Below are 24,520 nucleotides of genomic sequence, written 5' to 3' on the forward strand. Positions count from 1 at the left end.
CCCCTGCGGGTATTGAGGAGGAGTGATGAACGGCGCGATCAAGGTGGGTGCGTACGTGGTCGGGCTGGCGGTGGTGTTCGGCGGCGCGCTGGGGGTCGGCCGGGTGGTCGGGCCCGTTGGAGACGCGGTGGCCGAGGCCGCTCGCGACACGGGCCACAGTGCCGAGCCGGGCGCCGGCCATGCCGCCGGGGCGGGCGCGGGGCACGACGAGGGGCATGACGAGGCGGCGCGGGCGCCGGCCGTTCCCGGCGGGCTCCAGGTCTCCCAGGGGGGATACACGCTCCTGCCGGAGGCCGACGAGGTCAAGGTGGGCGAGCGGACCGACTTCCGCTTCTCGGTGATCGGCCCCGACGGCCATCCGGTCACCGGGTTCACCACCCAGCACGACAAGAAGCTGCACCTCATCGTGGTCCGCCGCGACCTGACCGGCTTCCGGCACCTGCACCCCACCCAGAAGGGCGGGGTATGGTCGGTCCCGCTGGAGCTTCCCGCCGCCGGGGAGTACCGGGCGTTCGCCGACTTCGCCCCGGAGGGGGCGGAGGCCATGACGCTCGGCATGGACCTGTCGGTGGCCGGTGACTACCGGCCCGAGCCGCCGGCCGTCCCGGCGGAGACCGCGAAGGTGGGCGACTACACCGTCACCCTTGCCGGAGACCTCGTGCCCGGCCGCACCAGCATGCTCACGCTCTCGATCGCCAAGGACGGGAAACCGGTCACCGACCTGGAGCCCTACCTGGCCGCCTATGGTCACCTGGTCGCGCTCCGTGATGGCGACCTGGCCTACCTGCACGTGCACCCCGACGGCGCGCCCGATGACGGGCGCACCGCGCCCGGCCCGGACATCACCTTCTACGCCGAGGTGCCGAGTGCCGGGACCTACGGGCTCTACCTGGACTTCAAGCACGCCGGCACGGTACGCACCGCCGTCTTCACCGCCGCCACCGGCCCGGATCCCGAGGCCGGTGGGGCCACGGCGCCGGCCGGGGACGGTCACGGCTCCCACGAGCACGGACGGTAGCCGTGAAATACCCCGAGGGGGTTATGCGTTCCCATGGTGAGAGGGCGGGGCATGTTCGCCCGTACCCATGGCGGGGACGACCCCCCGAACGGACCGGCGCCCGGATCACGACGGGGCGCTCCGACGAGGCGCACGGCCGGGTACCGGTATCGGCCCCCGGCCGAGTACGACGACAGACGAGGCACAAGGAGAGGACATGACGTCCATGACCACCGGCAGGCCGCCCGCCGGCGGCGAGATCGAGCTCGCCATCGGTGGCATGACCTGCGCCTCCTGCGCGGCACGCATCGAGCGCAAGCTCAACAGGCTGGACGGCGTGACCGCGACCGTCAACTACGCCACCGAGAAGGCCAAGGTCGCCTACCCCGGTGATGTCACCCCCGAGGACCTGGTCGCGGAGGTCGAGAAGGCCGGATACACCGCCGAGCTGCCCGCCGCGCCGTCCCCGGAGAGGACGGAGGAGCCGGTCGAGCCGGACACGCTCACGCCGCTCAAGCAGCGACTGATCATCTCCATCGTGCTGTCGGCGCCGGTCGTCGCGATGGCGATGATCCCGGCGCTGCAGTTCGACAACTGGCAGTGGCTCTCCCTGGCCCTGGCGGGACCCGTCGTGGTCTACGGCGGCTGGCCCTTCCACCGGGCGGCCTGGACCAACCTGCGGCACGGCGCCGCGACCATGGACACGCTGGTCTCGATGGGCACGATCGCCGCGTTCGTCTGGTCCCTGTGGGCCCTGTTCTTCGGTACGGCCGGGATGCCGGGCATGCGGCACGGCTTCGAGTTCACCCTCTCCGGGGGTGACGGCTCGGGGAACATCTACTTCGAGGCCGCCGCCGGAGTGATCACCTTCATCCTCGCGGGCCGCTACTTCGAGGCCCGTTCCAAGCGCCGCGCCGGTGCCGCGCTCCGCGCGCTGCTGTCGATGGGCGCCAAGGAGGTCACACTGGCCTCCGGGGAACTCGTTCCCATCGACGGTCTCAAGGTGGGAGACCTCTTCCTGGTACGGCCGGGGGAGAAGATCGCGACCGACGGCGTGGTCGAGGAGGGTTCCTCGGCCGTGGACGCCTCCATGCTGACCGGTGAGTCGGTTCCCGTCGAGGTGCGACCGGGTGACACGGTGGTCGGCGCCACCGTGAACGCCGGAGGACGGCTCGTGGTCAGGGCCACCCGGGTCGGCTCGGACACCCAGCTCGCCCAGATGGCCAGGCTGGTGGAGGACGCGCAGAACGGCAAGGCCGCCGTACAGCGGCTGGCCGACCGGATCTCCGCGGTGTTCGTGCCGATCGTGATCGCCCTGTCCGTGGTCACCCTGGGCTTCTGGCTCGGCACCGGTTCCGGCGCCACCGCGGCCTTCACGGCCGCCGTGGCGGTACTCATCATCGCCTGCCCCTGCGCCCTGGGCCTCGCCACGCCGACCGCGCTGATGGTCGGCACCGGCCGCGGCGCCCAGCTGGGCATCCTGATCAAGGGGCCCGAGGCGCTGGAGTCGACCCACGGCATCGACACCATCGTCCTGGACAAGACCGGCACCGTGACGTCGGGCACGATGACCCTCAAGGACGTCCTCACCGCGGAGGGGGAGGATCGCGACGAGGTGCTCCGGCTGGCCGGGGCGCTGGAGGCGGCCTCCGAGCACCCCATCGCCCGCGCGGTCGCCCGCGCCGCGAACTCCACCGCCAAGGTCGAGGAGTTCGCGAACGTCGAGGGCCTGGGCGTCCAGGGTGTCGTCGACGGGCACGCCGTCCTCGTCGGGCGACCCCAACTGCTCGCCGAATGGTCGCAGCACCTGCCGCCCGGCCTTTCCGAGGAGCTGGACCGGGCATGGGCGCGCGGGGAGACCGCCGTCGCGGTCGGCTGGGACGGCAAGGCCCGCGCGGTGCTCACCGTGGCCGACGTGATCAAGCCCACCTCGGCCGAGGCGATCACCGAGCTGCGCGCGCTCGGCCTGCGCCCGATCCTGCTGACCGGCGACAACGAGACGGTGGCCCGTACGGTCGCCGAGGCTGCGGGCATCGACGACGTCATCGCCGAAGTGCTGCCCGCGGACAAGGTGGAGGTCGTCAAGCGTCTCCAGACCGAGGGCCGTACCGTGGCCATGATCGGCGACGGGGTCAACGACGCCGCCGCGCTCGCCCAGGCCGACCTCGGCATGGCGATGGGCACCGGCACCGACGTCGCGATCGAGGCCTCCGACCTCACCCTGGTCCGCGGCGACCTGCGGGTGGCCGCGGACGCGATCCGACTGTCCCGCCGCACGCTGCGGACCATCAAGGGCAACCTGTTCTGGGCCTTCGCCTACAACGTGGCCGCCATCCCGCTGGCCGCGTCCGGGCTGCTCACCCCGATGATCGCCGGAGGCGCGATGGCGCTCTCCTCGGTCTTCGTGGTCAGCAACAGCCTCCGGCTGCGCCGCTTCAGGTGACCGGTCACCGTACCGGCGCCGCCAGGTCGGCGGAGGGTGCGGGTTCGACGTCGGGGCTCGGCGCTGGGTCTCCCGCGCCGAGCCCGTCGCGTTCCGACAGCCGGAGGATCCTGCCGACCGTCGCTGAGTCCGCGACGTAGATGTGCGGTACGTCGACGAAGATCCTCATCGACCCGCAGCCCACCATGAGGCCGTCCGCCACCTCGCTCTGGACACCGCGCAGCGGCACGTAGTTCAGGTAGCTGGTGAACGCGTTCTGGGACCGGAAGGCGGCGGTCATGGCCAGCCGCCCGGCACGGAGCCTGAAGGCGAGGCTGGTCAGGCAGGGCACCGCGTCGGGTTGCTCGCCGGGAACGGTCAGCGAGATCCAACCGCTCTTGGTGTACGGCTTGGAGCGGAGCACGTCGGCGATCCAGCCGAGCTGGTCGACACCGAGCAACTGGCGGAGCCGCCCTCCGTAGCTGTACTTGAAGGGCGGCACGATCGACCGCTCGCTGAACTTGCTGGCGTACAGCGGAATCTTCCCCGCGTCGCCGTAGCACCTCAGGACCGGGTCCTCCCAGTCCAGACCGGTGATCTCGAACAGTACCGCCGGTGCCTCGATGATCGGGCCGCGGTCGTCCAGGGCGGGCCGGCCGTTGTTCGTCACGTGTCGCATCAGCCAGATCCACGTCTCCCCACAAGACGCGAATCTGAGGAGGTCGGGCATTCAGGTCTCCACGTTGGGGAAATGGAAGGGATTGTGTGGGAGTCGGCGTTGCCGGGAAACGTTGGCGCGGACGTAGTAGACGAAGTAGTGGATCATTGCGAGCAGCCCGATGATCACCAGGAGCAGGGCTGTGGTGGGCACGGCTCCGATCATCCCGAGCACGCCGACCGCGATGTAGGAGCTGTTGACCAGGGCCAGCATCATCACGTTGATCCCCGGCCAGGCCAGCGGCGCGTACGTCTCCGGATAGCGGGGGTCCACCGGCAGGTTGGGAGTCCAGCCGAGGGCCGAGAACTGGTCCTTGAGGTGGACGACGTAGAGCAGACGGAAATTGTTGAGCGCCCGCGCGGTCCGCATGTGCGCGTTCACCGCCTCGATCAGCCGCAGGAAGGGCAGTACGCTGAGCAGCCCGAACGCGGCGACCGTCGCGAACAGGTACCAGGGCACGCCCTGCCATGAGACCAGCATGTTCGGGCTGATCACTTTCGCGCCGGTCAGTGCGATCGCGGCGGCGAACGGGGCGGAGAGCAGGCTCATGGAGAGCCTGGTCATCTTGATGCGCTCGTCCTTGGCGGCCAGGTAGACCTGGTACGTCCCGGTGAAGTCCACGGACACGAGAGCAAGGAATTCCCTGGGTGCCACCGGCAGCCCGTCCAGGGTCTCGGGCAGTGCTTCCGCGGTCGCCCGCGGTGACGTCTTCCGCATCGGGACCCCACTTTCGACGAAGAGTGGATTTTCCCGTAGGAAGATATTGACTCACTTGTCAGGCTAATGAGGGTGTTTTGACGACATATATCTCAGGACTTCTGCGGGGCGTGGCCGGCCGTTCACGGCGGCCTGCCGGAGACCGGCACCGTCGCGTGCCCGCAGGTGTCCTTCAGCCTTCCACCGTCCCTGCCTCCCCGAGCGGCAGCGCCTCCCCGAGTGGCAGCGCTCCCTCGACTGGCAGTGCCTCCTCCACGGAGGCGGCCATCGTGAAGTAGCTCAGCAGTCCGGCGGTGGCGAGCATGTGACGCAGTGTCCGGCTCGCCCCGGTCACCACCAGGCGGGTTCCCTTCTCCTGGCTCTGGCGCAGGATCCTCAGCAGTTCCGCGAGCCCGGTGGAGTCGCAGAAGGTGAGCCCGGTCAGATCGAGGATGAGCAGGGAGGTGGCCTCGGCACGCGTACCCGGGAGCAGTGGCGACGGGGAGGGTGGACTCTCCGGGAGGAGCGACGGGGGAGAGAGCGGAGAGTCGTCGGTGCTCGTGTTCCAGAACCGGTCGATCTCCCTCCGGAAGACCGGTGCGTAGACGTAGTCGAGTTCGCCGATCGCCCGGACCACGATGGCGCCCTCGTGCGCGCCGGTCGAGATGAAGAGCGCGTTCACACCTTCGGGTGGCATGGAAAGACTCCTTAGGCCCGCAGTTCACAGGGCGGGCGTTCCCTCCGTCTTACCAGGTATGTACGGTCGGTGCCCCAGTGGAGGGTCGAATCACTGGATACTTATGATTTTTCGTCCCGTCAGGTGTGCGACGAGATGGATACGGGACCATCCGGAGTGCGATCTTCGTCGTGAGCGGCCGGTCGCCCCTTGCCGGTCGGAGTGATCTGGGGGTTCCGCGCGCGATCGTGCCGTCCCGCCGTTCTCGGTACCCGGCGCCGGCGCATGCCGCGTTCGGAGACCGGCCGTGGCCCGATCTCCTTGCCGAAGCCCATCCGGTGGAGAAGCCATCCCAGGGCGCCGCCCAGGACCACGACCCCCACGCCCGCCCAGAAGAAGACGACGCCGTCGGCCACCATCGCCAGCCCGGAGATCGCGAAACCGGTCATGCAGACGATCGAACCGGTCCAGCCTGCCACGGTGTGCCCCATGTCGTGCTCTTCGTGGATCTCAGCCAGCTCCGCGAAGTCTTCTCTTATCCCCATGCGCTCCCCTCCATCCGGATCGCCGCCTTCCGCGGGCCCCGGTGGGGTCTCAGGCGGCAGGCGGCTAAGTTGGATCTGCTCGCACCATTTATCTCACGAGCTAAATTTCTTAGATGGTAAGGAGAATTTGCGATGGAAGGCAAGTCCAGCCCCGGGGCCTCGCCGCTGGATGTCCTGAGCCGGATGGACCAGCTGATCGCGTTGAGCATGGTCGGGCAGCACGCGCTCGCCGAGCGCCTCGGCATCAACGTCACGGACCTGACGTGTCTCGGTTTCATCCTCGGTGCGAAAGGGGAGGCGCTCACCGCGGGGCGTCTCGCCGAACTGGCGGGTCTCACCACCGGGGCCGTCACCGGGGTGGTCAACCGCCTGGAGGGCGCGGGCTACGCCCGGCGCGTCCCCGACCCCCACGACCGCCGCCGCATCCGGATCGTCCCCGAGGGGGACCCGGCCGCCCGCGTCGCGGTGGCGTACGAACCCACCTACCGGCGGCTCATCGAGCTCTTCGAGAGTTACGGCCCGGAGGAGCTGGCCACCATCTCCGACTGGTTCACCCGCGCCGCCGACGCCATGCGGATCTCGCTGGCCGAGATCCGCGAGTCTCCGGCGCCCTGAGTCCGTGCCCGGCTCCGTGGCCGGGAGGGCGTCAGTCGTTCTTGAAGGGGTCGTGCTCGGCCAGCAGCTTGTCCAGCCTGGCCTGGTCGACGCGGCTGACGACCGCGGCCTCCTCGGTACGGTCCCGGACGCACTTGGCGAGAGTGAACGTCGACGTCACCACGTAGAGCAGCCCGATGCCCATGAAGGACCGGACCCAGGCGGTCACGGGCAGGTAGGCGATACCGATCACCATGGCCGCCACCGACAGCCCGAACGAGATGACGGCCTGCAGGTAGAAGGCGGCGGTCGTGGTGCTCTTCACCGGTCGTGTCATGTTCCCATCGTCGAGACGACCCACCTTTCGAGCATGAGCGCGGCTACTCAGTTACCGGTGAGTACGTCAGTGCGGTGACCTGCCCGGGATTCTGCGCGCCCGCTCCGCCAAGGGCGGTCCGTGGACCTCCACGGCGGCATGGGATGATTGCCGGACCATGCTCGCGACCTGGCCTTTCCGTATCGCCCGCGCCGCCGCCTTCGCCGCGGTCTGCCTGGGCCTGAGCGTGATGGCGCACGTCCTCGCGGGAGGCTCGGTCTCCGCGCCGAGCGCGGCCGCCGCCCTGGCCCTCGCCTTCGGCGCGGCCCTCGCCACCTCGGGGCGCGAGCGTACGCTGGCGGTGATCCTGCCGCTGCTGGCGGGCGTGCAGGCCGGGGTGCACGTGCTGTTCTCCCTCGCGCACACCGCGTCCCCGGTCGAGGTCGGCGGGCATGTCCACGCGGGGCTGCTGCCCGGACTGGGCATGCTGGTGGCGCACGGGTGGGCCGTCGGACTGACCGCGCTCTGGCTGGCGCGCGGCGAGGCGGCGTTGTGGGCGCTGCTGCGACGACTCGGCGCGCGGTTCGGCCGCGTGCTCATCGTGCCGGTGACCCCGGCGTACGTGGCCTTCCTCACCCCGTCCGCGAGCGAGCCCGGCCCTCTCCGCTCCGCCGTGCTGCGCCACGTTCTCAGCCGGCGCGGCCCTCCCCGGACCGTCACCGCCATCTCCGGCTGACCGCGCGGGTCACCCGGGGGTGTCGCCCGTTCCCGAGCCCGCACGCGCGGGCCTGCGCCGATGCGGCCTTCCTGCCGCCCGGCGCACCGAACCAGCGTGACAGTTCCAGGCTGCCTGCCCGGCATGGCCATCGAGCGGCGTCCGGCCGCGGCCTGTCGGCTGCCCGGCCAGAAGAGAGGCATCACCATGTCCGTTCGTCGTATCACCCCTGCCGGAATCCTGGTCGCGGCCGTGGTGGCTCTGGCCGGGTGCGGCTCCCAGAGCACCGTCGCCCCGGCGGCGGCCCCCGCCACCCCCGCTCCCACCGCCACCTCCGCCGCCCCCGCGTTGACGATCACCGACCCATGGGTGAAGACCGCCAAGAAGGGGATGAGCGCCGCCTTCGGCACCCTGGTCAACAACACCGACGCCGAGGTGACGGTCGTCTCCGCAGCCTCGTCGCTGTCGCCGAAGGTCGAGCTGCACGAGGTCGTGGAATCCGCGGGAAAGATGGTCATGCGACCCAAGGAGGGCGGGATCGTGATCCCGCCGAAGGGCACCCACCGGCTCCAGCCGGGCGGCGACCACATCATGCTGATGGGCGTCACCGAAGCGGTGCGGCCCGGCGCTGAGATCCCCTTCACCCTCACCTTCAAGGACGGCGGGACCCTGGAGTTCACCGCGGTCGGCAAGGACTTCGCCGGAGGCCAGGAGAACTACCAGCCCGGCACGGACCCGGAGGGGCACGAGGGCATGGACATGGGCGAGAGCCACGGCTGAGCGAAAAGCGGAGTAGAGCTCATGTCAGACCCCCGAATCAGCCGTAGGGGACTGCTCGCGGGGGGCGCCGTCACCGCGGCCGGCGCCCTCGCCGCCTGCGCTCCCGACCAGGCCGTCCCGGCGGCCGCTCCCCGGCCCGCTCGGGCCGTCCCCGCCTCCGGCGGTTCCGCGGTGGAACCCTTCGACGGAGCCCACCAGGCGGGCATCGCGACCATGCCACAGGCGTACGGGGTGTTCGTCGGCCTTGACCTGCTGCCGGGCACCGACCGCGAGGCGCTGGGGCGGATGATGCGGCTGCTCACCGACGACGCCAGGCGGCTGACCCAGGGCAGGCCCGCCCTGGCCGACACCGAGCCCGAACTGGCACTGCTGCCCGCCAGGCTGACCGTGACCTTCGGATTCGGCCCCGGTCTCTTCGCGGCGGCGGGACTGGCCGACCGCAGGCCGAAGACCGTGGCGCCGCTGCCCGCCTTCACCATCGACAGGCTCAAAAAGGAGTGGAGCGGCGGGGACCTGCTGCTGCAGATCTGCGCCGACGACGCCCTCACCCTCGCCCACGCCCTGCGCATGGTCGTCAAGGACGCCCGCTCCTTCGCCAGGGTGCGCTGGACCCAGCGGGGCTTCCGGCGTGCCGCCGGCACCCACGCCGCGGAGCAGACCCAGCGCAACGTCATGGGCCAGCTCGACGGGACCGTCAACCTCTCACCCGGCACCCCCGAGTTCGACCGGGCCGTGTGGGTGCGCGAGGGACCGTCCTGGCTGCACGGCGGCACCACGCTGGTGCTGCGGCGCATCCGGGCGGAGATGGAGACCTGGGACGCCGTCGACCGGGTCGCCAAGGAGTTCACCGTGGGCCGCCGCCTGGACAACGGCGCCCCGCTCACCGGGCGCGACGAGCACGACGAGGCCGACTTCACCAGGCTCAACGCGATCGGCTTCCCGGTCATCTCCGAGCAGGCTCACATCCGCCGGGCCCACGTCGCCGATCCGGGAATGCGGATCCTGCGCCGGGTCTACAACTACGACGAGGGGCTCACCCCGGACGGGCGCGCCGACTCCGGGCTGCTGTTCGCCTCCTACCAGGCCGACATCGCCCGGCAGTTCATCCCCATCCAGCGCAGGCTGGACGAGGCCGATCTGCTCAACGAGTGGACGACCCCGATCGGCTCGGCGGTCTTCGCCATCCCACCGGGCTGCTCCCCAGGCGGCTGGATCGGAGACACCCTCCTCACCTGAGGGGACCCCGCCCCTGCCGGCCTTACGGATGACCTTCCCGCGGAAAGGAGGATCGTTCGGAGAGCAGGCCGGTGAGGGGCGCCCGGTGCCCGGTGGCCCGGGCGGAGGCGAAGGCCGCGGGCCCGAGCCGGTCGAGCAGTGCCGCTCGCAGGGCGGGGACGAGGTCCTCGCCCCGCGCGGGGTCGAGGCGTTCGGCGGCGCCGAGCAGGACCGCGGCGCGGACGAGGTGACCGGTCGCGTGCTCGGATCCGGCGAGCAGGAGCAGGTCGGCCAGCAGGCGGCGCGGGTCACCGAGGCCGACGGCGAGCCCGGCGCCCTCGGCGAGGAGGTGCCGTGCCCGCTCGTGGTCACCGCGGAGGGCCGCGGCCCGGCCGAGCCCGAACAGGCAGCGGGCCGTGCAGCGAAGATCGCCGATACGGCGGATTTCGGCGAGTACGCCGCCGAACCGGGTCGCGGCCATCGCGTGGTCCCCCCGGTGCTGGTCGAAGCAGGCCAGAAAGACCTCGGCGTGCAGCCGCTCGTGGTCGTTGCCGACGGCGTCGGCCAGCCGCCTCGCCTCGTCCAGCCAGCCCGCCACGTCATCGAGCCGGATCCGGCCCTCGACCGCGCGGATGGCCATCTGGTTGAGGCAGTTGGCGCGTTTGACATGGTCGTGGAGCCGGCCGAACAGCTCGGCGGCGTGGGCCAGCCGGATCAGGGAGGCCGAGGTGTCCGGGGTGGCCGTGCCCAGGCCGGACAGCGCCAGGGCACGGTGCCAGTCGTCGCCCAGCCGCTCGAAACGCGACGCCGCCTGCTCCAGGTGCTCGATCGCGGACGCGCGGTGCTCGCCGTACATCATCGCCCAGCCGAGGGCGAGAAGGGCGAGGGCTCGGTCCTCCTCGGTGCCGTGCTCGGCGCGCTCGCGCGCCTGCTCGGCGAAGGTCCGCGCCCGCCCGGTGTCCTGGTAGGCCAGCAGGAAGGAGCAGGTGACCGCGGCCCGGATGTCCAGGACGCCCCCCGGCGGGGGCCGTTCGAGCAGCCTGTCCAGCCAGCCGAACAGCTCGCCGCGCGCGCCGAGGACCTCCCATCCCGTACCGACTCCGGCGAGGAACTCCCAGGCGGGTGCCGTCTCCCGCTGTTCGAGGGCCCAGCGCATCCCGGCCCGCACGTCCGCCCAGCGGCGGTCGAACCAGCGCAGCGCGGCGGCCTGATCCCGCCCTCGCAGGTCGGGCAGGGCGGCCACGCCGTGGCGTAGATGGTGCAGGGCGTGCTGCTCACGTGCCGTGCCGGTGGCGCCACGCGCCAGCAGTCGCCGGTGCGCGAACTGGCGGACGCTGTCGAGCAGGCGGTATTCGGTGGTCTGGTCCCGGCGGCGGCGGGAGAGCAGGGACCGGTCGAGCAGGCGCGGGAAGAGCCGGACGAGGTCGGTGGAGTCCAGCGGCGGATAGGCGAGAATCCGCGTCGCGGTGTCGTAGTCGAACTCGCCGGGAAACACCGAACATCGTTCGAACAGCAGCCGTTCGTCGTCGCCCAGCAGCTCGTAACTCCACCTCAGGGCCTCCTCCAGGGTGCGGTGCCGGCTCGGGACGCCGTGCGGCCCACCGGTCAGCAGCGCGAACCGGTTGTCCAGGCGCTCCAGCAGCTCGGCCGGTGAGAAGACCCGGATTCGCGCCGCCGCGAGCTCGATGGCCAGCGGCAGCCCGTCCAGCCGGCGGCAGATCATCGCGACGTGCCTGGCATTGCCGGAGGTGACCTCGAAACCGGGAGAGACCGCGGTCGCGCGGTCGGCGAACAGCAGTCCGGAGGCCGCACCCAGCACGGCCGCCGGATCGTCGAGTTCCCCGGGAAGCGGCAGGGGCGGAATCTCGTAGACGACCTCTCCCGCCACCCCCAGCGGTCCGTGGCTGGTGGCCAGCACGCGCAGCCGGTCCGTGGTGGTCAGCAGGTCGGCGAGGAGTGCCGCCGCGGTGGCGGACACGTGTTCGCAGTTGTCCACCACGAGCCAGTGCCCGCCCTCGGCGAGCGCACCGCGTATCAGGGCGCGCAGCCGCCGCCCGTCCCCGGTGACGCCGAGGGCGTCCGCGAACGCCCGCTCCACGGGGTCGCCGAGGATGTCGGCGAAGGCACGCTCCCCAGGATCGGCGGGGGGTACGGACGCGAGGTCGACCAGGACGGCGGGCGGCAGGGTGGTCGCCGAGTGGGCCAGGTGCAGCGCCAGCCGGGTCTTGCCGGTGCCGGCGGGGCCGGTCAACGTCAGCAGCCGGTGGGTGCCGGCCATCCGCAGGAGGTCCTCGGTCTCCTGGATCCGTCCCACGAACGACGACAGCGGTCTGGGCAGCCCGCCACCGGGGTCCCGGCGGGCCCGTAGCCGTGCCGCCGCGTCGATCAGGGCCAGGCGGTTCGACCCGCCGAGCTTGCGCAGCAGGGACGACACGTGGCTCTCCACCGTCCGTTCCGACACCCGCAGGCCGGCGGCGATCTCCCGATTGGGCAGGCGATCCCCCACCAGCCAGAAGACCTCGAGTTCCCGCCGGGTCACTCCGGCCGCCCGCAGCGGATCGGGGAAGGTGTCGGATCTCATGAGGCGAGTATCCTCGCCGGCCGCCCGGACGGCCCCCGGCGAATCCGCCACGAGCCGTCTCCGCGCCGTCTCCGCGCCGTCTCCGCGCCGTCTCCGCGCCGTCCTCGGTACGGAGCACGGACGCTTTTTCCGTACCGGGCACGGATGTGCGGCGCGCGGACCCGCTGTCGAATGAGGGAACGCTCGAAGAAAGGCGGAGACGACGATGAGCACTTCCAGCCGGCGCCTGGTGGCGAACGCCAGAGACCGGGTCCGCAACATGTCGGTGGCGGAGGTCGCCGAGGCACTCGAAACCGGTGCGGTGACGCTGGTCGATCTCCGGGAGCCCGACGAGGTCCAGCGCGAGGGCGCCATCCCGGACGCGGTTCGGGCACCTCGCGGGATGCTGGAGTTCTGGGCGGACCCGGCCGGCCCGTACCACCGGGCCGAGTTCGACCCCCTGGTGCGGACCATCCTCTACTGCGCCTCAGGCGGCCGGTCCGCGCTCGCCGCGCAGACCCTGCAGGAACTCGGGTACACCGACGTGTCGCATCTCGACGGTGGCCTGGCGGCGTGGAAGGACCAGGGCCGCCCGGTGACCTTCCAGGCACCGCCCTCGCCGCCCGGCGACCGGGAGGACCCGTGACCGGTCCCAGGTGAACGCGGGGCCGACGTCCCTTCGCGTGTCGTCGCGCGCTCACCCCGGCACTCGAACATGACCGGACGATGCCCTCCCCGTGAAGCGGGACGTCGGCCGGGTCTCCGCGACATCTCCGGGAGGGAGGGGCATCATGGGAGACCCCGCCGGAAACGACGCGGAGCCCGCAGGGCCCCCGACATCCTCCCCGGAGGGATCGAGATGAGACTCGCGGACGCTCGTGTGCTGATCACCGGTGCGTCGTCCGGCATAGGGGCCGCGACCGCGCGGGCGATGGCCGCCGCGGGGGCCCGCCTCGTCCTGTCGGGGCGCGATCGGGACAGGCTCGCGGCCGTCGCCTCGGAGACCGGCGGCCGGGCGCTCGTCGGCGACCTCACGACGGACCTCGCGGGCCTCGCCGAGCGCGCGGGACCGGTCGACGTGCTGGTCGGCAACGCCGGGTGCGGGTGGGCGGGGCCGTTCCCGGCGATGCCGGACGGTACCGTCGAGCGCCTGGTCGCGGGGAACCTGACCGCTCCCATCCTGCTGACCCGCCTCCTGCTGCCCGCGATGATCGAGCGCGGCCGGGGACACCTCGTCTTCGTGGCCTCGATCGCCGGGGCGATCGGGGTGCGGGACGAGGCGGTGTACGCCGCCACCAAGGCGGGCCTCCTCGGCTTCGCCGAGAGCCTGCGGTACGAGTCGCGCGGGATCGGCGTGTCCGTCGTGCTGCCCGGCGTGGTGGAGACCCCGTTCTTCGAGCGGCGCGGTGCCCCCTACACGCGGCGATGGCCCGTGCCGATCCCCGCGGAACGGGTCGCCCAGGCGATCGTGTCCGCCGTCGAGGACGGCAGGCCCGAGTCGTACGTGCCGGGCTGGCTGCGGCTGCCGGCCATGCTGAAGGGCGCGGCGCCCGGCCCCTTCCGCGCCCTCGCCGGGATGTTCGGCGGGCAGCCGGAGCTCAGCCGCCGCGCAGAGCCCGGATCGACTCCCTGACCGAGGTGAGCGTGGCGAAGACGGCGGTCGGCTCGTATCCGCAGTGGGCCATGCAGTTGGCGCACCGGTCGTCGCGCCCTCGGCCGTAGGCGTCCCAGTCGGTCTCGGTGACCAGCTCCCGATAGGTGGCCGCGTAGCCGTCGGACATCAGGTAGCAGGGGCGCTGCCAGCCGAAGAGCGAGTACGAGGGGATGGCCCACGCCGTGCACGGGAAGTCGATCCTCCCTTCGAGGAAGTCGAGGAAGAGCGGGGTGTGGTTGAACCTCCACCGCCGCCGGTTCCCGCCGGCGAAAGCCTTGCGGAACAGCTCCCGGGTCTCCCGCACGCCGAGGAAGTGCTCCTGGTCGGGCGCCTTCTCGTACGCGTACCCGGGAGAGATCATCATCTCGTCGACGCGAAGATCGTCGTTGAGATAGTTGAGCACGTCGACGACCGTCTGAGGGCTGTCGGTGTTGAAGAACGTCGTGTTCGTGGTGACCCGGAAACCACGGCGCCGGCATTCCCGGACCGCGGCGACGGCCTCGTCGAACACGCCCTCCTTGCACACCGACTCGTCGTGGCGCTCGCGCATGCCGTCCAGGTGGATCGTCCACGCGAAGTATCGCGAGGGCTCGAACTGGTCGATCTTCTTGGGGATCAGCAGCGCGTTGGTGCACAGGAACACGTACTTCCTCCTGGCGACCAGCTCCCGGACCAGCTCCCCTATCTGCGGGTGCATGAGCGGTTCCCCGCCCGCGATCGAGACCATGGGCGCGCCGCACTCCTCGATGGCGGCCAGGGCCTGCTCGACCGGCATGCGCTGTTTCAGCACGTCGGCGGGGTGCTGGATCTTTCCGCAGCCCGCACAGTGCAGGTTGCAGGCGAACAGAGGCTCAAGTTCCACCAGAAGGGGGAACTTCGCCCGCCCGCGCAGCTTCTGGCGGAGGATGTAGCCGCCGATGCGAAGACTCTGGCGGATCGGTGTCGGCATCTGGGTTGCATCTCCTCGGGTAATGGGACGGGACGGACTCCTCGGGGAGAGAGGGGGAGATCGCGGCGGCCCAGCGGGCCAGGACCGGGCCGAGCCGGCGCAGCACGCGGTACGCCACGGCGCCGCCGCGTATCGTGGCCGGGCGCAACAGCGCGGCACCGGCGATGTCGGCGACGACGCGCAGCGCGGCGAACGGCAGGCCGGGCACCGCGCCCGCCAGCGGCCCGGTCTCCATGTCGACGGCCGCGGCCCCCTCGGCGGCGAGCCTGCGGCGTTCGGCCCCCGTCACGATGTGATCGGAGGTGACCAGCGGTCCGGTCCGCGCGGACAGGCCGGCCCGGGCCAGTTCCTCGACCAGCGGCCACGCCGAGGGACAGGGCACCGCCCGGCCCGCGAAGCGGATCTCGCTCGCCACCAGCACGTCTCCCGGGCGCAGGCCCTCGTCGAGTGCCCCGCAGAAACCGGTCACCGCCAGCGCGCCCGCCGGCGGGAGCCGCGCCGCCGCGCTCGCGGCGCGGCGCGGGCCCATCCCGGTCCGGATCACCCGCACCTCCTCGGCCGGCAGGCCGCTCTGTACGGCCCGCGCCTCGACGGCCAGGGCGGTGCAGATCAGCAGGCCGGTCACCCGGCGTCCACGGTGACCGCCTCGGCCCTCAGCGCGGGCCCGGGATGCGCGGGCACCTCCTGGGAGCGCACGTAACGGCCCAGCGCGCTGATCGGGAAGACGAGCCGGTAGAGGTGGTAGTTGATGTAGAAGGCGCCGGGGAAGCCGGTCCCGGTGAAGTACGGCTCGTCCCAGCCGCCGTCCGGGCGCTGGTGGCCGACCAGCCACTCCACACCGCGCTCCACCGCCGGTGACCGCTCCCCGGCGGCGAGCAGCGCCATCAGGGCCCATGCCGTCTGCGAGGGAGTGGAGTGGCCGCGCCCGATCCAGCGGGGATCGGTGTAGGAGCGCAGGTCCTCCCCCCAGCCGCCGTCGTCGTTCTGGTGCCTCTCCAGCCAGGCGACGGCACGCCTTATGCACGGCTTGCCGGGCCGTACGCCGGCCGCGATGAGCGCGGGGAGCACGGCGCCGGTGCCGTAGACGTGGTTGGCCCCCCAGCGGCCGAACCACGACCCGTCCGCCTCCTGTGCCTTCAGCAGCCAGACGACGGCGCGTCGCAGGACGGGGGAGTCCGGCCGCTCCTGCGCCAGCGCCTCGACGACGTGGGCGGTGACGTCGGCGGACGGCGGGTCGATGACCGCGCCGAAATCGCAGAACGGCAGCTTCTTGCACATCTCGCGGGTGTTGTCGGCGTCGAAGGCCCCGAAGCCGCCGTCGCGGGACGCCATGCCCGTGATCCAGCGCACCCCGCGGTCGATGGCCGGCCTGGCGTCCGGGTGACGCACCCGGCGCAGGGCGAGAATCGCCTCCGCCGTGTCGTCGATGTCCGGGTAGCCGTCGTTGTCGAACTCGAAGGCCCAGCCGCCGGGTGCCAGCGAAGGGCGCCGTACGGACCAGTCGCCCCGGCTCCGGATCTCCTCGGTGAGCACCCAGCCGGAGGAGGCGAGGAGGGCGGGATGGTCGGCGGGCAGGCCCGCGTCGAGAAGGCCGTTGATCGCGAGCACCGTGTCCCACACGGGGGACTGGCAGGCCTCCAGCCTGCGTCCCTTCTCGTCCCGGATGGTGAACCTGTCGAATCCCTCGATGCCCTTCCGCATCACCGGGTGGTCGAGAGGGTAGCCGTGCAGGCTCAGCGCGATCAGCGAGTACACCCACGGCGGCTGGATGCCGCCCCAGGACCCGTCCGCCTCCTGCCTGGCCACGATCCACTCGGCGGCCCGCCTCAGCGCGGCCCGCCGCAGGCCGGGGACGGGACGTCGCTGGTAGCGGTGCAGGACGCGGTCGAGCGCGGTGAACGGCCCGTGGGGGTGCGGCGGCACGGGGCGTCCGGTACGCAGTTCGGCCAGGTCGAACGGGAGCGGCCGGACCGGGCGGTGCGCGCTCACGATGGTGAGCGGGACGATCGTCTGCCTGGCCCAGCAGGCCCAGTCGTAGACGTTGAGCGGGAACCAGCGCGGCAGGAACATCATCTCGGGGGGCAGCACCGGGAGGTCCTCCCATCGCCACTGTCCGAACAGCGCCAGCCAGATCCGGGTGAACACCCGGCCGGCCTCGATCCCACCGGATTCCCGTACGAACCGGGCCGCGGCTCGCAGGTGAGGGGCGTCGGTCCGGTCACCGGCGAGCCGTAGCGCGGCGTACGCCTCGATCGTGGTGGACAGGTCGCCGGGACCGCCGTGGAAGTTGGCCCAGGTCCCGTCGTCGCGCTGCTCGGAGCGGATCCAACGGGCCGCCTGTGCGGTGTCCTGCTCGGTGCGGATACCGAGGAACTCCCTGAGCAGCAGGTCCTCGGCGTCCATGGTCACGTTCGTCTGCAGCTCGCCCTTCCACCACCCCTCGGGCGACTGGAGGCCGAGCAGGTGGTCGCATGCCGCGTCGAGGGTGAGTTCGGCGGGAGTGGAAGCGGCGACGGCGGTCATGTCAGTGGCCCCTGGATGTGAGGAAGCGGACGATGTCCAGGAATTCGGCGCGGACGTCCGGGGGCATGTCCGCGCCGGCGAGATGGTGTTCGGCGGCGTCGAGCCGGTGCTTGGCCTCGGTCTCGGCCCATGCCCGGCCGCCGGCCTCCTCGACGAGCCGGGCGGCGTCGTGCAGGTCGGATTCGGACAGCGGCAGGGGATCGGCCAGCAGGCGGGCGAGCCGCTCACCGGCCGGTGTGCCGCTGGTGAGCGCGGCGACGATCGGCAGCGACTTCTTGCGGGCGCGCAGGTCGGAAAGGACCGGTTTGCCGGTCGTCTCGGGGCTGCCCCAGATGCCCAGCAGGTCGTCGACGAGCTGGAAGGCCAGGCCGGCCTCGGTTCCGAAAGCCGTCAGGGCGGCGACCAGCGGAGCGGGGCCGTTCACCACGGTCGCACCGATCGAGCAGGCACAGGCCAGCAGGGAGCCGGTCTTCTGCGTGGACATCCGCCGGCACTCCGCCAGGCTCACGTCCGCGAGCTGTTCGAACTCCAGGTCGAGCGCCTGGCCGGCGATCAGCTCCCGGGTGGCGACGGCCAGGTGCCGGGCGGCCCGCAGGCCGGAGAGGCCGCCCTCCTCGAGCAGCAGCTCCCCCGCGAGCGAGAGCAGGGCGTCGCCGGCGAGGATGGCCGCGGAGCAGCCGAAGACGGTCCACGCCGCCGGCCGGTGCCGCCGCATCCGGTCGCCGTCCATGATGTCGTCGTGCAGCAGCGAGAACGCGTGCACGAGTTCCACCGCGGCGGCGACCGGCAGGCCCTGCTCCTGGCCTCCCCCCGCGGCTCTCGCCGACAGGATGGCCAGCGCCGGGCGTAGCGCCTTGCCGCCGGAGGCGACGGGCAGGCCCGCCGGATCGGCCCAGCCGAGGTGGTAGGCGGCGACGCGCGAGGTCAGTGGGTCGAGCCTGGCCACGGCGTCCCGGAGTACCGGCTCCACGAGCCCGCGGGCGGCCGCGACCGAGGGCGGGATGACCGCCGTCACCGGGGACGTTCCCTCTTCAGATGACGCCTGACCAGGCAGGTCGCGTTGAGTCCGCTACGCACGGCAGCCTCCATCGTGTCGGGCCAGCCCGTGTCGGTCCACGCGCCGGCGAGAAACAGTCCGGGCCACCGGGTGGCGGCCTCGGGGCGGAGCGCGCCACTGCCTGGGCACTGGCGGAAGGTGGCGCGACGTTCCCTCGTGACGAAGAAATCGATGACCCGTGCCTGCCGCGCTCCTGGGAAGATCTGCTCAAGCGCGGGTACGAACGTGGCCCGCACCCGCGCGGTGGGTGTGTCGATCCACTGGTCCGCCGCGGAGACCGAGACCGCGAGGTACTGGCCTTCGCGCAGCCCCGCGGCGCCGGTCTTGTCGAACACCCACTGCACGGGCGAGTCCACGACCGCCGCGAACGGCACCCGGGTGACCCGCCGGTCGTAGACGACGTGCACGTTGACGATCGGGCTCGCGTCCAGGCCGCGCCAGCGCTCCCTGCCGGGAGCGGCCTGTTCGGGGACCAGTGCAGCGGCCTGCTCGTGCGCCGTGGCGACGATGACGGCGGACGCCTCGACCCGGCCGCCGTCCACGATCACGGAGTCCCGCTCGATGGCGGTGACCTTCGCCGACAGGCGTACGGCACCGCCGCGCCGTTCGATGGCGGTCCGTGCCGCGTCGCCGTGCAGCTCGCCGAGGGGCACGGTGGGAACGCCGATGTCGGCGGCTCCCGCCCGGCCGAGCAGCGCGGTCTTGAAGACCATCGCCGCGGGTCCCAGGGCCGCGCCCTCGACCCCGACGTTCAGGGCCGCCATCGCGAACAGCTCCCAGAGGGCGTGCCGCGCGCGCTCCCGCTGCCCGTGGGCGGACAGCCAGCTCCCGAGATCGGTCAGGTCCAGCGCGGGGTCGGCCGGGTCGAGCCGGCGAAGGGCGAGTGAGACCCGCATCGCGCGCAGCCGGTCGGCGGGCTTGAGCAGCCGGTATCCGGCCAGCGCCGGCAGCAGGTGGAACGGCCCGGGCAGCACCCCGCGTTGGAGCCGCCCGCACCGCCCCGCAGGGGTGAGCACCCGTACGTCGAACCGGTCCTGCAGGCGTACGCGTCCGGCGACGCCGAGCCGGTCGAGCAGGCCGCGGTAGGCCGTGCAGCAGCGGAGGAACACGTGCTGGCCGTTGTCGACGCTCAGCCCGTTCCTGACGAAGGAGTGGGTGGCGCCGCCCAGCCTCGGCCGGGCCTCGTACAGGGTCACGCGGTGACCGGCCTCCCCGAGCGCGACGGCGGCGGCGATGCCCGCCAGCCCGCCGCCGACGATCGCGACCGGAGCGCCGCTCATCGGGCGGCCCCCGCCAGGGCGCACGCCGCCACCATCGCCTTCTGCCACGGAGGCAGTGACAGCCGCGAGGCCAGTGCCGCGGCGGGATCCGCGGCGATGCGGCCGAGCAGGCACCGGTAGATGCCGGCCATCGCCGCGGTGCACGCCGCGCTGCGCACGTCGAGTGCGGTCAGCAGGCGCATGCCGTCGTCGAACCAGTCGCGCGCCCGGTCGGCCTCGAACCGCATCAGCGCGGCGAGCCGGTCGGGAGGGTCGGTGAACCTGCCGGAGGAGTCGATGTTCAGGGTGCAGCCGAATCGCCCGAGGTCCTCGGCGGGGAGGTAGGTCCGCCCGGCCAGCCGGTCCTCGCGCACGTCCCGCAGGATGTTCGTGATCTGCAGGGCCACTCCCAGCGCGTCCGCCAGGTGCGCCACCCCCGCCGCGCCCCCGCCGTCCCCGCGGTCTCCGGCGTCCCCGCCGTCTTCGGTGCCCGCGGTGCCCGTGCTGCCGGCGGTGCCGAAGACGCCGAGGGAGAGCCGCCCGATCGACCCGGCGACGCATCGGCAGTAGGAGAGCAGGTCGTCGAAGTGCTCGTAGGTCTCCCCGCGTACGTCCGCGGCGCACCCGTCGATCAGCTCCTCGAACGCCGACAGCGGCAGCGGGTAGCGGAGGGCGGTGTCGTGCAGCGCGACCAGCACCGGGTCCTCGGGGTCGGGCCGTGCCGTGCCGAGTGCGGCGCGCGCGGCGGCCAGGTCGGTCAGACGCTGCCCGTCGGGGCCGTTTCCGTCGGCGATGTCGTCGATCCGGCGGGCGAACGCGTAGACCGCGCTGAGCGCGCGGCGCTTGGGAGTCGGCAGCAGCCGGAGACCGTAGGAGAAGTTCCGGGCCTTCCCGCGGACGATCTGCTCGCAGTGCCGGTAGGCGTCAACGGTGTCCACGGTCGCACCCCCTGCTCGTGAGGATCCGCAGCCAGGCCGTCAGGAACCGCGCGCCGCGCGGGCGTACCGCGCGTCCGAGAACGTCGTGGTCGGCCCGGGACAGTGCCGCGGTGGTGGCCCGGCCGCCCGCGACGTAGCCCGCGATGGCGAGGCGGGCGAACCCCGTCGCCGATCGGGCGAGCCGGTCCCCCTCGTCGAGCAGCCGGTCGGCCCGCCGCGCCTGGAGCGCGACGACATCGCGCAGCCGCGCCGAGGCGGTGGCCGCGGCGAGATCGTCCTCGTCGCAGCCGAACCGGCGCAGATCCTCGCCCGGCAGGTAGACGCGGCCTCGGGCATAGTCCTCCCCGACGTCCTGGCAGTGCTCGATGATCTGCAGCGCCGTGCACACACGGTCGGACAGGGCCAGGCGGGAGGGGGTGACCATGTCGAACACGTGCAGCACGATGTGCCCGACGGGGTTGGCGGACAGCTCGCAGTAGGAGAGCAGGTCGTCGAAGGTGTCGTACCGGCTGACCGTCTGGTCGCGCCGGTTGGCCTCGATCAACCGGTGAAAGGGCTCGGCCGGGACGGAGCAGGTCTCGACGGTGCCCGCGAGCGCGCGGATGACCGGCAGGCGGGGGGGCCGGCCGGCGTACAGGCGGGCGAGGTCGTCGTCGACGGTGTCAAGCAGTTGGAGCGGATCCCCGGCCTGCGCCTCGTCCCCGATGTCGTCGACGGTCCGTGCGAAGCCGTACACCGCGAGGAGGTGGCGGCGGTGGGTACGCGGCAGTACACATGAGGCGACCGGGAAGTTCTCCCTGCGCGCTTTGAGCATGACGTTCCGCGTATCGGCTCCCCTCCAATTCATAAATTGAGGTTGTCCCCGGCGGGCTGTTATAAACGCGGATGAACGATCTGCTGGTTTTTATCGGTGAGAGCTGGGAAAATATTTAGTATCGCGTTATATCTCTGTCTTTGGAAAAATGATGATTCTTTTGCCGGGGGGTGGGTCGGACCGGGTCCGGGTAAAAGCCGTCACAAAAAGTGGTGCGGCTTTTGCGGCGTGCTTTTTCGAGGAGCTGTGATCTCACGAACGTCATGAAGGGCCGCGCGGTCGCCGGAGACGCCGTGGTCCCGGAGCGGCCCGATCCGCAGACCCGCGGAGCGGCAGCGGTTCACCAGTTCGGGCAGGGCGCCGAGTCCCGACCGCCAGGAGCCGGGGGCCGAGGTGTGGTCGGAGTCGTGCAGCAGGAGTGTCGCCCCGCCCCGCAGGCCGGATGCCAGGGTGGCCAGCACCGAGGCCGGGCTCGCCGAGCGTGTCCAGTCCCTGCCCCACGCGGTCCACAGGACGGGACGCAGTCCCCGCAGACGGGCGGCGAGCAGTGTCTCGGCGCTGAGGACGCCGTAGGGCGGCCGGTACCAGGTGGGGTCGACGCCGGTGACGGCGGCGACCAGATCGGCCGCCCGGCGCGTCTCGGCCGCCATCCGGCCGGGACGGGTCGCCAGGGCGTTCTCGTGCGACCAGCCGTGCACCGCGATCTCGTGGCCCTCCGCGACGATGCGGCGGCCCAGCGCGGGGTGACGTTCGAGCATCTCGCCGAGGACGAAGAAGGTGGCCAGGCACCCGAGCCGTTCCAGCTCCGCGAGGAAACGCGGGGTGGATCGCGGGTCGGGCCCGTCGTCGAAGGTCAGCGCGACATGGTCGGCGAGGCCCACCCCGGCGAGGCCGGGCAGCAGCCGGCGCACGGAGGGCAGCCAGGTCGCCGCGGGCCCCGCGTGCAGAATGGCCAGACCGGTGAGGGTCAACGCGGCACGGTTCACCGTGTCAAGTCTGTGTCACGGGAGCCGTGATGCCAACGCGACGCACTGTGCTGATCGTCAGTGCCGGTATGGGAGCCGGGCACGACGCGGTCGCGGTGGAGCTGGCCAGGCGGCTCGCCGCCGAGGGCGTCGAAGCGGAGATCGTCGATGTCCTGGGGCTGCTGCCGTTCCGGCTGGGAGTGGCGCTGCGCGGTTGGTACGGCTGGATGATGCGCTCCGCGCCCTGGCTGTACGCGCTGATCTACCGGGTCTTCTTCGTGTCGGACCGGGCGCCGCCGACCTCGCCGCTGACGGTGATGGCCGCGGCACGGCTGCGCGGGCTCATCCGCCGCCGGATGCCGGCCGAGGTCGTCTCGACCTTCCACCTGGCCGCGCAGGCGGTCGGTCACCTGAGGCTACGCGGCCGCCTGCCGGTCCCCAGCACCGTCCTGCTGACCGACTTCGCGGCGCATCGGCTCTGGTTGCACCCGGGCAACGACCGGTACCTGTGCTCGGATCAGGCGACCGCCCGCGCTGTTCACGCCGCGACCGGCCGCCCGGCGTTCTGTCACGCTCCCCTGGTACGCCCGGAGTTCCGGCGGTCGGGGGGCGACGCGACGCCGGTGCGTTCCCGGATCGGTGCCCGCGCCGGGGAGCGGCTGGTCCTCGTCTCGGCCGGCGCGTGGGGGGTGGGCGGAGTCGAGGAGACGGCCCGCGTTCTGGCGCGCTCGGGGCGGTACCTGCCCGTCGTCCTCTGCGGGCACAACCGCGAGCTGCGCCACCTGCTGCGGCACACCGGTGTCGCCCTCGGCTGGTGCGACGACATGCCGGACCTGATGGCCGCCGCGTACGCGCTGGTGGACAACGCGGCGGGCCTGACCTGCCGGGAGGCGATGGCCGCCGGGGTGCCGGTCATCTCCTACCGGCCGATTCCCGGCCACGGCAGGGACGGCGCGCTGGCCATGGCGCGGGCCGGACTGAGCGTGTACGCGGGTGACGCCGGGGAACTGCTCGCCGCGCTGGACCGCCTCGGGTGCGGGGCGGAACGGACGCGGCGGATCGCCAGGGGGGTCGCCCTGTTCGACGCCGCGCCCGCGGAGTCCTTCCTCGTCTCCGTGCGGCACCTAGCGGACGAGCGGTGACCGGCTCAGCAGGACACTGCCGTAGAAGATCAATCCCACTCCGATCAGTTCCGGGACGATCCACCAGCCGAGCCGGATGTTCTCACCGAACAGCGCGACGCCGTACATGATGCTGACGACGGGGTCGGCGATGTTGAGCGTCGGCTGCACGACCACCAGGGACGCGCTGCTCAGCGCGCTCTGCAGCACGAACACGCTGAACAGACCGGCCACGATCATGGCGTACAGCGACCAGCTGGTCAGTACGGCGACGTTCTCCGCGGTGAAGAGCTCGGTGTTCTCCTTGATCAACGCGGCGGTGAAGGCGAATCCCACAGCGGACGCGATCCCGAGCAGGGCGCCCCGGTGCGGGCCGATGCGGGCCTTCGCCATCGCGACCAGGGCGGCGGCCGCGACGACCGTGACGATCACGGCGATCAGCCAGATGTCCGCGGTCGGGGCTCGGGTTCCGCTCTGCCCCGGATCGGCGGAGACGAGGAAGAGTGCCAGCCCGATGGTCAGGATGCCGATGGCCAGCCATGACCCCCGGTCCAGGTGGACGTGCAGGATGAGCGAGAGGAGGATCATCGTGAAGGGCAGCTCGGTGACGAGAATGGGCTGCACGAGGGCGAGGGCGCCGAAGTTCAGCGCTGCCGCCTGCAGCAGGAAGCCCCCGATGAGCGCGGCCATGCCGCCCAGCCATGAGGGTTGCCGGATCAGGTAGCCGATCAGCGCCAGTTTGAACACCCGGCTCTGCGGTGCGGTTCGCGCCGCCTGCCGCTGCAGTACCGACGAGAGGGCGTTGCAGGCGGCGGTGAGCACGGCCAGGATCGCCGCGATCACCGGCGCACGGCTTTCCGGCTCCCGATGGTGTGCCGTCCGGCAATGGGGATCATCGAGCGCGTCACCTTTTCCGCGATGTCATGGTGCCTCGGCGCCGTTCCGGCGACAGGGACGTGGGCGGGCTATGGCGTGTTGACCGGCAGGACGCATCCCGTGACGACGG

The 24,520-nt window shown here is 71.9% G+C and carries 24 protein-coding genes; 9 read left to right on the forward strand and 15 right to left on the reverse strand.

Annotation, left to right across the window (positions count from 1 at the left end):
• The first annotated feature begins 25 nt into the window (after window positions 1-25).
• Together AB0J58_RS13725 and AB0J58_RS13730 are read left to right on the forward strand one after the other, a co-directional pair.
• Window positions 26-1,018, forward strand: a complete 993-nt coding sequence (locus AB0J58_RS13725; RefSeq protein WP_364214646.1) for a hypothetical protein — start codon at window positions 26-28, stop codon at window positions 1,016-1,018.
• Between the two features lie 196 nt (window positions 1,019-1,214).
• Window positions 1,215-3,440 (forward strand): heavy metal translocating P-type ATPase, encoded by a 2,226-nt coding sequence (locus AB0J58_RS13730; RefSeq protein ID WP_364214649.1) that lies wholly within the window; start codon window positions 1,215-1,217, stop codon window positions 3,438-3,440.
• Window positions 3,441-3,444: 4 nt separating this feature from the next.
• Here AB0J58_RS13730 and AB0J58_RS13735 read toward each other — a convergent pair whose 3' ends face one another.
• The 4 genes from AB0J58_RS13735 to AB0J58_RS13750 form a co-directional block, all read right to left on the reverse strand.
• Window positions 3,445-4,098, reverse strand: a complete 654-nt coding sequence (locus AB0J58_RS13735) for a hypothetical protein (protein WP_364214652.1) — start codon at window positions 4,096-4,098, stop codon at window positions 3,445-3,447.
• 51 nt (window positions 4,099-4,149) lie between these two features.
• Complete coding sequence (locus AB0J58_RS13740) at window positions 4,150-4,854, reverse strand: hypothetical protein (protein ID WP_364214655.1); 705 nt, start codon at window positions 4,852-4,854, stop codon at window positions 4,150-4,152.
• Window positions 4,855-5,026: 172 nt separating this feature from the next.
• Window positions 5,027-5,530, reverse strand: a complete 504-nt coding sequence (locus AB0J58_RS13745; RefSeq protein WP_364214658.1) for an STAS domain-containing protein — start codon at window positions 5,528-5,530, stop codon at window positions 5,027-5,029.
• 119 nt (window positions 5,531-5,649) lie between these two features.
• Window positions 5,650-6,054: an HGxxPAAW family protein gene (locus tag AB0J58_RS13750; RefSeq protein WP_364214661.1), complete on the reverse strand. Its 405-nt coding sequence runs from the start codon at window positions 6,052-6,054 to the stop codon at window positions 5,650-5,652.
• Between the two features lie 132 nt (window positions 6,055-6,186).
• Between AB0J58_RS13750 and AB0J58_RS13755 the strand changes: the two genes are divergently transcribed.
• The gene (locus tag AB0J58_RS13755; RefSeq protein WP_364214664.1) at window positions 6,187-6,669 is read left to right on the forward strand and encodes a MarR family transcriptional regulator; all 483 of its coding nucleotides are present in this window, start codon (window positions 6,187-6,189) and stop codon (window positions 6,667-6,669) included.
• A gap of 31 nt (window positions 6,670-6,700) precedes the next feature.
• On the opposite strand, the gene AB0J58_RS13760 is transcribed toward AB0J58_RS13755, so the two are convergent.
• Window positions 6,701-6,985, reverse strand: coding sequence for a YiaA/YiaB family inner membrane protein (locus AB0J58_RS13760; RefSeq protein WP_343964784.1), 285 nt, complete (start codon window positions 6,983-6,985; stop codon window positions 6,701-6,703).
• Between the two features lie 157 nt (window positions 6,986-7,142).
• Between AB0J58_RS13760 and AB0J58_RS13765 the strand changes: the two genes are divergently transcribed.
• The 3 genes from AB0J58_RS13765 to AB0J58_RS13775 all read left to right on the forward strand — a co-directional run bounded on the left by AB0J58_RS13765 (window position 7,143) and on the right by AB0J58_RS13775 (window position 9,695).
• Window positions 7,143-7,700: an MFS transporter gene (locus AB0J58_RS13765; protein WP_364214667.1), complete on the forward strand. Its 558-nt coding sequence runs from the start codon at window positions 7,143-7,145 to the stop codon at window positions 7,698-7,700.
• Between the two features lie 96 nt (window positions 7,701-7,796).
• A complete protein-coding gene (locus AB0J58_RS13770) occupies window positions 7,797-8,459 on the forward strand; it encodes a copper chaperone PCu(A)C (protein WP_364214670.1) in 663 nt (220 codons plus the stop codon).
• 21 nt (window positions 8,460-8,480) lie between these two features.
• On the forward strand, window positions 8,481-9,695 hold the full coding sequence (locus AB0J58_RS13775) for a Dyp-type peroxidase (protein WP_364214673.1): 1,215 nt from the start codon (window positions 8,481-8,483) through the stop codon (window positions 9,693-9,695).
• A 22-nt stretch (window positions 9,696-9,717) separates the two neighbouring features.
• Here AB0J58_RS13775 and AB0J58_RS13780 read toward each other — a convergent pair whose 3' ends face one another.
• The gene (locus AB0J58_RS13780) at window positions 9,718-12,255 is read right to left on the reverse strand and encodes a LuxR C-terminal-related transcriptional regulator (RefSeq protein ID WP_364214676.1); all 2,538 of its coding nucleotides are present in this window, start codon (window positions 12,253-12,255) and stop codon (window positions 9,718-9,720) included.
• A gap of 205 nt (window positions 12,256-12,460) precedes the next feature.
• Between AB0J58_RS13780 and AB0J58_RS13785 the strand changes: the two genes are divergently transcribed.
• Together AB0J58_RS13785 and AB0J58_RS13790 are read left to right on the forward strand one after the other, a co-directional pair.
• Window positions 12,461-12,880 carry a rhodanese-like domain-containing protein gene (locus AB0J58_RS13785; protein ID WP_364214679.1) on the forward strand — a complete coding sequence of 140 codons (420 nt, stop codon included), beginning with the start codon at window positions 12,461-12,463 and terminating at the stop codon, window positions 12,878-12,880.
• Between the two features lie 213 nt (window positions 12,881-13,093).
• Entirely contained in the window at window positions 13,094-13,867 is a 774-nt protein-coding gene (locus AB0J58_RS13790) for an SDR family NAD(P)-dependent oxidoreductase (RefSeq protein ID WP_364214682.1), read from the forward strand.
• Here AB0J58_RS13790 and hpnH read toward each other — a convergent pair.
• The 8 genes from hpnH to AB0J58_RS13830 all read right to left on the reverse strand — a co-directional run bounded on the left by hpnH (window position 13,833) and on the right by AB0J58_RS13830 (window position 22,414).
• Window positions 13,833-14,837 (reverse strand): adenosyl-hopene transferase HpnH, encoded by a 1,005-nt coding sequence (hpnH, locus tag AB0J58_RS13795; protein ID WP_343964770.1) that lies wholly within the window; start codon window positions 14,835-14,837, stop codon window positions 13,833-13,835. The genes AB0J58_RS13790 and hpnH overlap by 35 nt on opposite strands.
• Window positions 14,740-15,462: a hypothetical protein gene (locus tag AB0J58_RS13800; RefSeq protein ID WP_364214685.1), complete on the reverse strand. Its 723-nt coding sequence runs from the start codon at window positions 15,460-15,462 to the stop codon at window positions 14,740-14,742. The genes hpnH and AB0J58_RS13800 overlap by 98 nt, the downstream gene beginning before the upstream one ends.
• Complete coding sequence (gene shc / locus AB0J58_RS13805; protein ID WP_364214688.1) at window positions 15,459-17,360, reverse strand: squalene--hopene cyclase; 1,902 nt, start codon at window positions 17,358-17,360, stop codon at window positions 15,459-15,461. Before shc ends, AB0J58_RS13800 begins: the two co-directional genes overlap by 4 nt.
• A 1-nt stretch (window position 17,361) precedes the next feature.
• Entirely contained in the window at window positions 17,362-18,375 is a 1,014-nt protein-coding gene (locus tag AB0J58_RS13810; RefSeq protein ID WP_364214691.1) for a polyprenyl synthetase family protein, read from the reverse strand.
• Window positions 18,372-19,697 carry a hydroxysqualene dehydroxylase HpnE gene (hpnE, locus tag AB0J58_RS13815; protein ID WP_364214693.1) on the reverse strand — a complete coding sequence of 442 codons (1,326 nt, stop codon included), beginning with the start codon at window positions 19,695-19,697 and terminating at the stop codon, window positions 18,372-18,374. Before hpnE ends, AB0J58_RS13810 begins: the two co-directional genes overlap by 4 nt.
• Window positions 19,694-20,614: a squalene/phytoene synthase family protein gene (locus tag AB0J58_RS13820; protein ID WP_364214696.1), complete on the reverse strand. Its 921-nt coding sequence runs from the start codon at window positions 20,612-20,614 to the stop codon at window positions 19,694-19,696. The genes hpnE and AB0J58_RS13820 overlap by 4 nt, the downstream gene beginning before the upstream one ends.
• On the reverse strand, window positions 20,601-21,428 hold the full coding sequence (hpnC, locus tag AB0J58_RS13825) for a squalene synthase HpnC (RefSeq protein ID WP_364214699.1): 828 nt from the start codon (window positions 21,426-21,428) through the stop codon (window positions 20,601-20,603). Before hpnC ends, AB0J58_RS13820 begins: the two co-directional genes overlap by 14 nt.
• Window positions 21,429-21,628: 200 nt before the next feature.
• Complete coding sequence (locus AB0J58_RS13830) at window positions 21,629-22,414, reverse strand: polysaccharide deacetylase family protein (RefSeq protein ID WP_364214701.1); 786 nt, start codon at window positions 22,412-22,414, stop codon at window positions 21,629-21,631.
• A 29-nt stretch (window positions 22,415-22,443) separates the two neighbouring features.
• Between AB0J58_RS13830 and AB0J58_RS13835 the strand changes: the two genes are divergently transcribed.
• Window positions 22,444-23,535 (forward strand): hypothetical protein, encoded by a 1,092-nt coding sequence (locus AB0J58_RS13835; protein ID WP_364214704.1) that lies wholly within the window; start codon window positions 22,444-22,446, stop codon window positions 23,533-23,535.
• Here the strand turns inward: AB0J58_RS13835 and AB0J58_RS13840 are convergent.
• Window positions 23,518-24,357, reverse strand: coding sequence for a DMT family transporter (locus AB0J58_RS13840; protein WP_364214707.1), 840 nt, complete (start codon window positions 24,355-24,357; stop codon window positions 23,518-23,520). The genes AB0J58_RS13835 and AB0J58_RS13840 overlap by 18 nt on opposite strands.
• Between the last annotated feature and the right edge of the window lie 163 nt (window positions 24,358-24,520).

This window comes from Streptosporangium sp. NPDC049644 (assembly GCF_040675205.1).
GTDB lineage: Bacteria > Actinomycetota > Actinomycetes > Streptosporangiales > Streptosporangiaceae > Streptosporangium > Streptosporangium fukuiense.

Bases quoted from the DNA above. Each gene is read 5' to 3' on its own strand.
- hpnE (WP_364214693.1), bottom strand. From the start codon at position 19,697: ATGAGCGGCGCTCCGGTCGCGATCGTCGGCGGCGGGCTGGCGGGCATC.
- AB0J58_RS13740 (WP_364214655.1), bottom strand. From the start codon at position 4,854: ATGCGGAAGACGTCACCGCGGGCGACCGCGGAAGCACTGCCCGAGACC.
- AB0J58_RS13785 (WP_364214679.1), top strand. From the start codon at position 12,461: ATGAGCACTTCCAGCCGGCGCCTGGTGGCGAACGCCAGAGACCGGGTC.
- AB0J58_RS13735 (WP_364214652.1), bottom strand. From the start codon at position 4,098: ATGCGACACGTGACGAACAACGGCCGGCCCGCCCTGGACGACCGCGGC.
- hpnC (WP_364214699.1), bottom strand. From the start codon at position 21,428: ATGCTCAAAGCGCGCAGGGAGAACTTCCCGGTCGCCTCATGTGTACTG.
- AB0J58_RS13730 (WP_364214649.1), top strand. From the start codon at position 1,215: ATGACGTCCATGACCACCGGCAGGCCGCCCGCCGGCGGCGAGATCGAG.
- AB0J58_RS13760 (WP_343964784.1), bottom strand. From the start codon at position 6,985: ATGACACGACCGGTGAAGAGCACCACGACCGCCGCCTTCTACCTGCAG.
- AB0J58_RS13755 (WP_364214664.1), top strand. From the start codon at position 6,187: ATGGAAGGCAAGTCCAGCCCCGGGGCCTCGCCGCTGGATGTCCTGAGC.
- AB0J58_RS13725 (WP_364214646.1), top strand. From the start codon at position 26: ATGAACGGCGCGATCAAGGTGGGTGCGTACGTGGTCGGGCTGGCGGTG.
- hpnH (WP_343964770.1), bottom strand. From the start codon at position 14,837: ATGCCGACACCGATCCGCCAGAGTCTTCGCATCGGCGGCTACATCCTC.
- AB0J58_RS13780 (WP_364214676.1), bottom strand. From the start codon at position 12,255: ATGAGATCCGACACCTTCCCCGATCCGCTGCGGGCGGCCGGAGTGACC.
- AB0J58_RS13750 (WP_364214661.1), bottom strand. From the start codon at position 6,054: ATGGGGATAAGAGAAGACTTCGCGGAGCTGGCTGAGATCCACGAAGAG.
- shc (WP_364214688.1), bottom strand. From the start codon at position 17,360: ATGACCGCCGTCGCCGCTTCCACTCCCGCCGAACTCACCCTCGACGCG.
- AB0J58_RS13835 (WP_364214704.1), top strand. From the start codon at position 22,444: ATGCCAACGCGACGCACTGTGCTGATCGTCAGTGCCGGTATGGGAGCC.
- AB0J58_RS13775 (WP_364214673.1), top strand. From the start codon at position 8,481: ATGTCAGACCCCCGAATCAGCCGTAGGGGACTGCTCGCGGGGGGCGCC.
- AB0J58_RS13790 (WP_364214682.1), top strand. From the start codon at position 13,094: ATGAGACTCGCGGACGCTCGTGTGCTGATCACCGGTGCGTCGTCCGGC.
- AB0J58_RS13765 (WP_364214667.1), top strand. From the start codon at position 7,143: ATGCTCGCGACCTGGCCTTTCCGTATCGCCCGCGCCGCCGCCTTCGCC.
- AB0J58_RS13745 (WP_364214658.1), bottom strand. From the start codon at position 5,530: ATGCCACCCGAAGGTGTGAACGCGCTCTTCATCTCGACCGGCGCGCAC.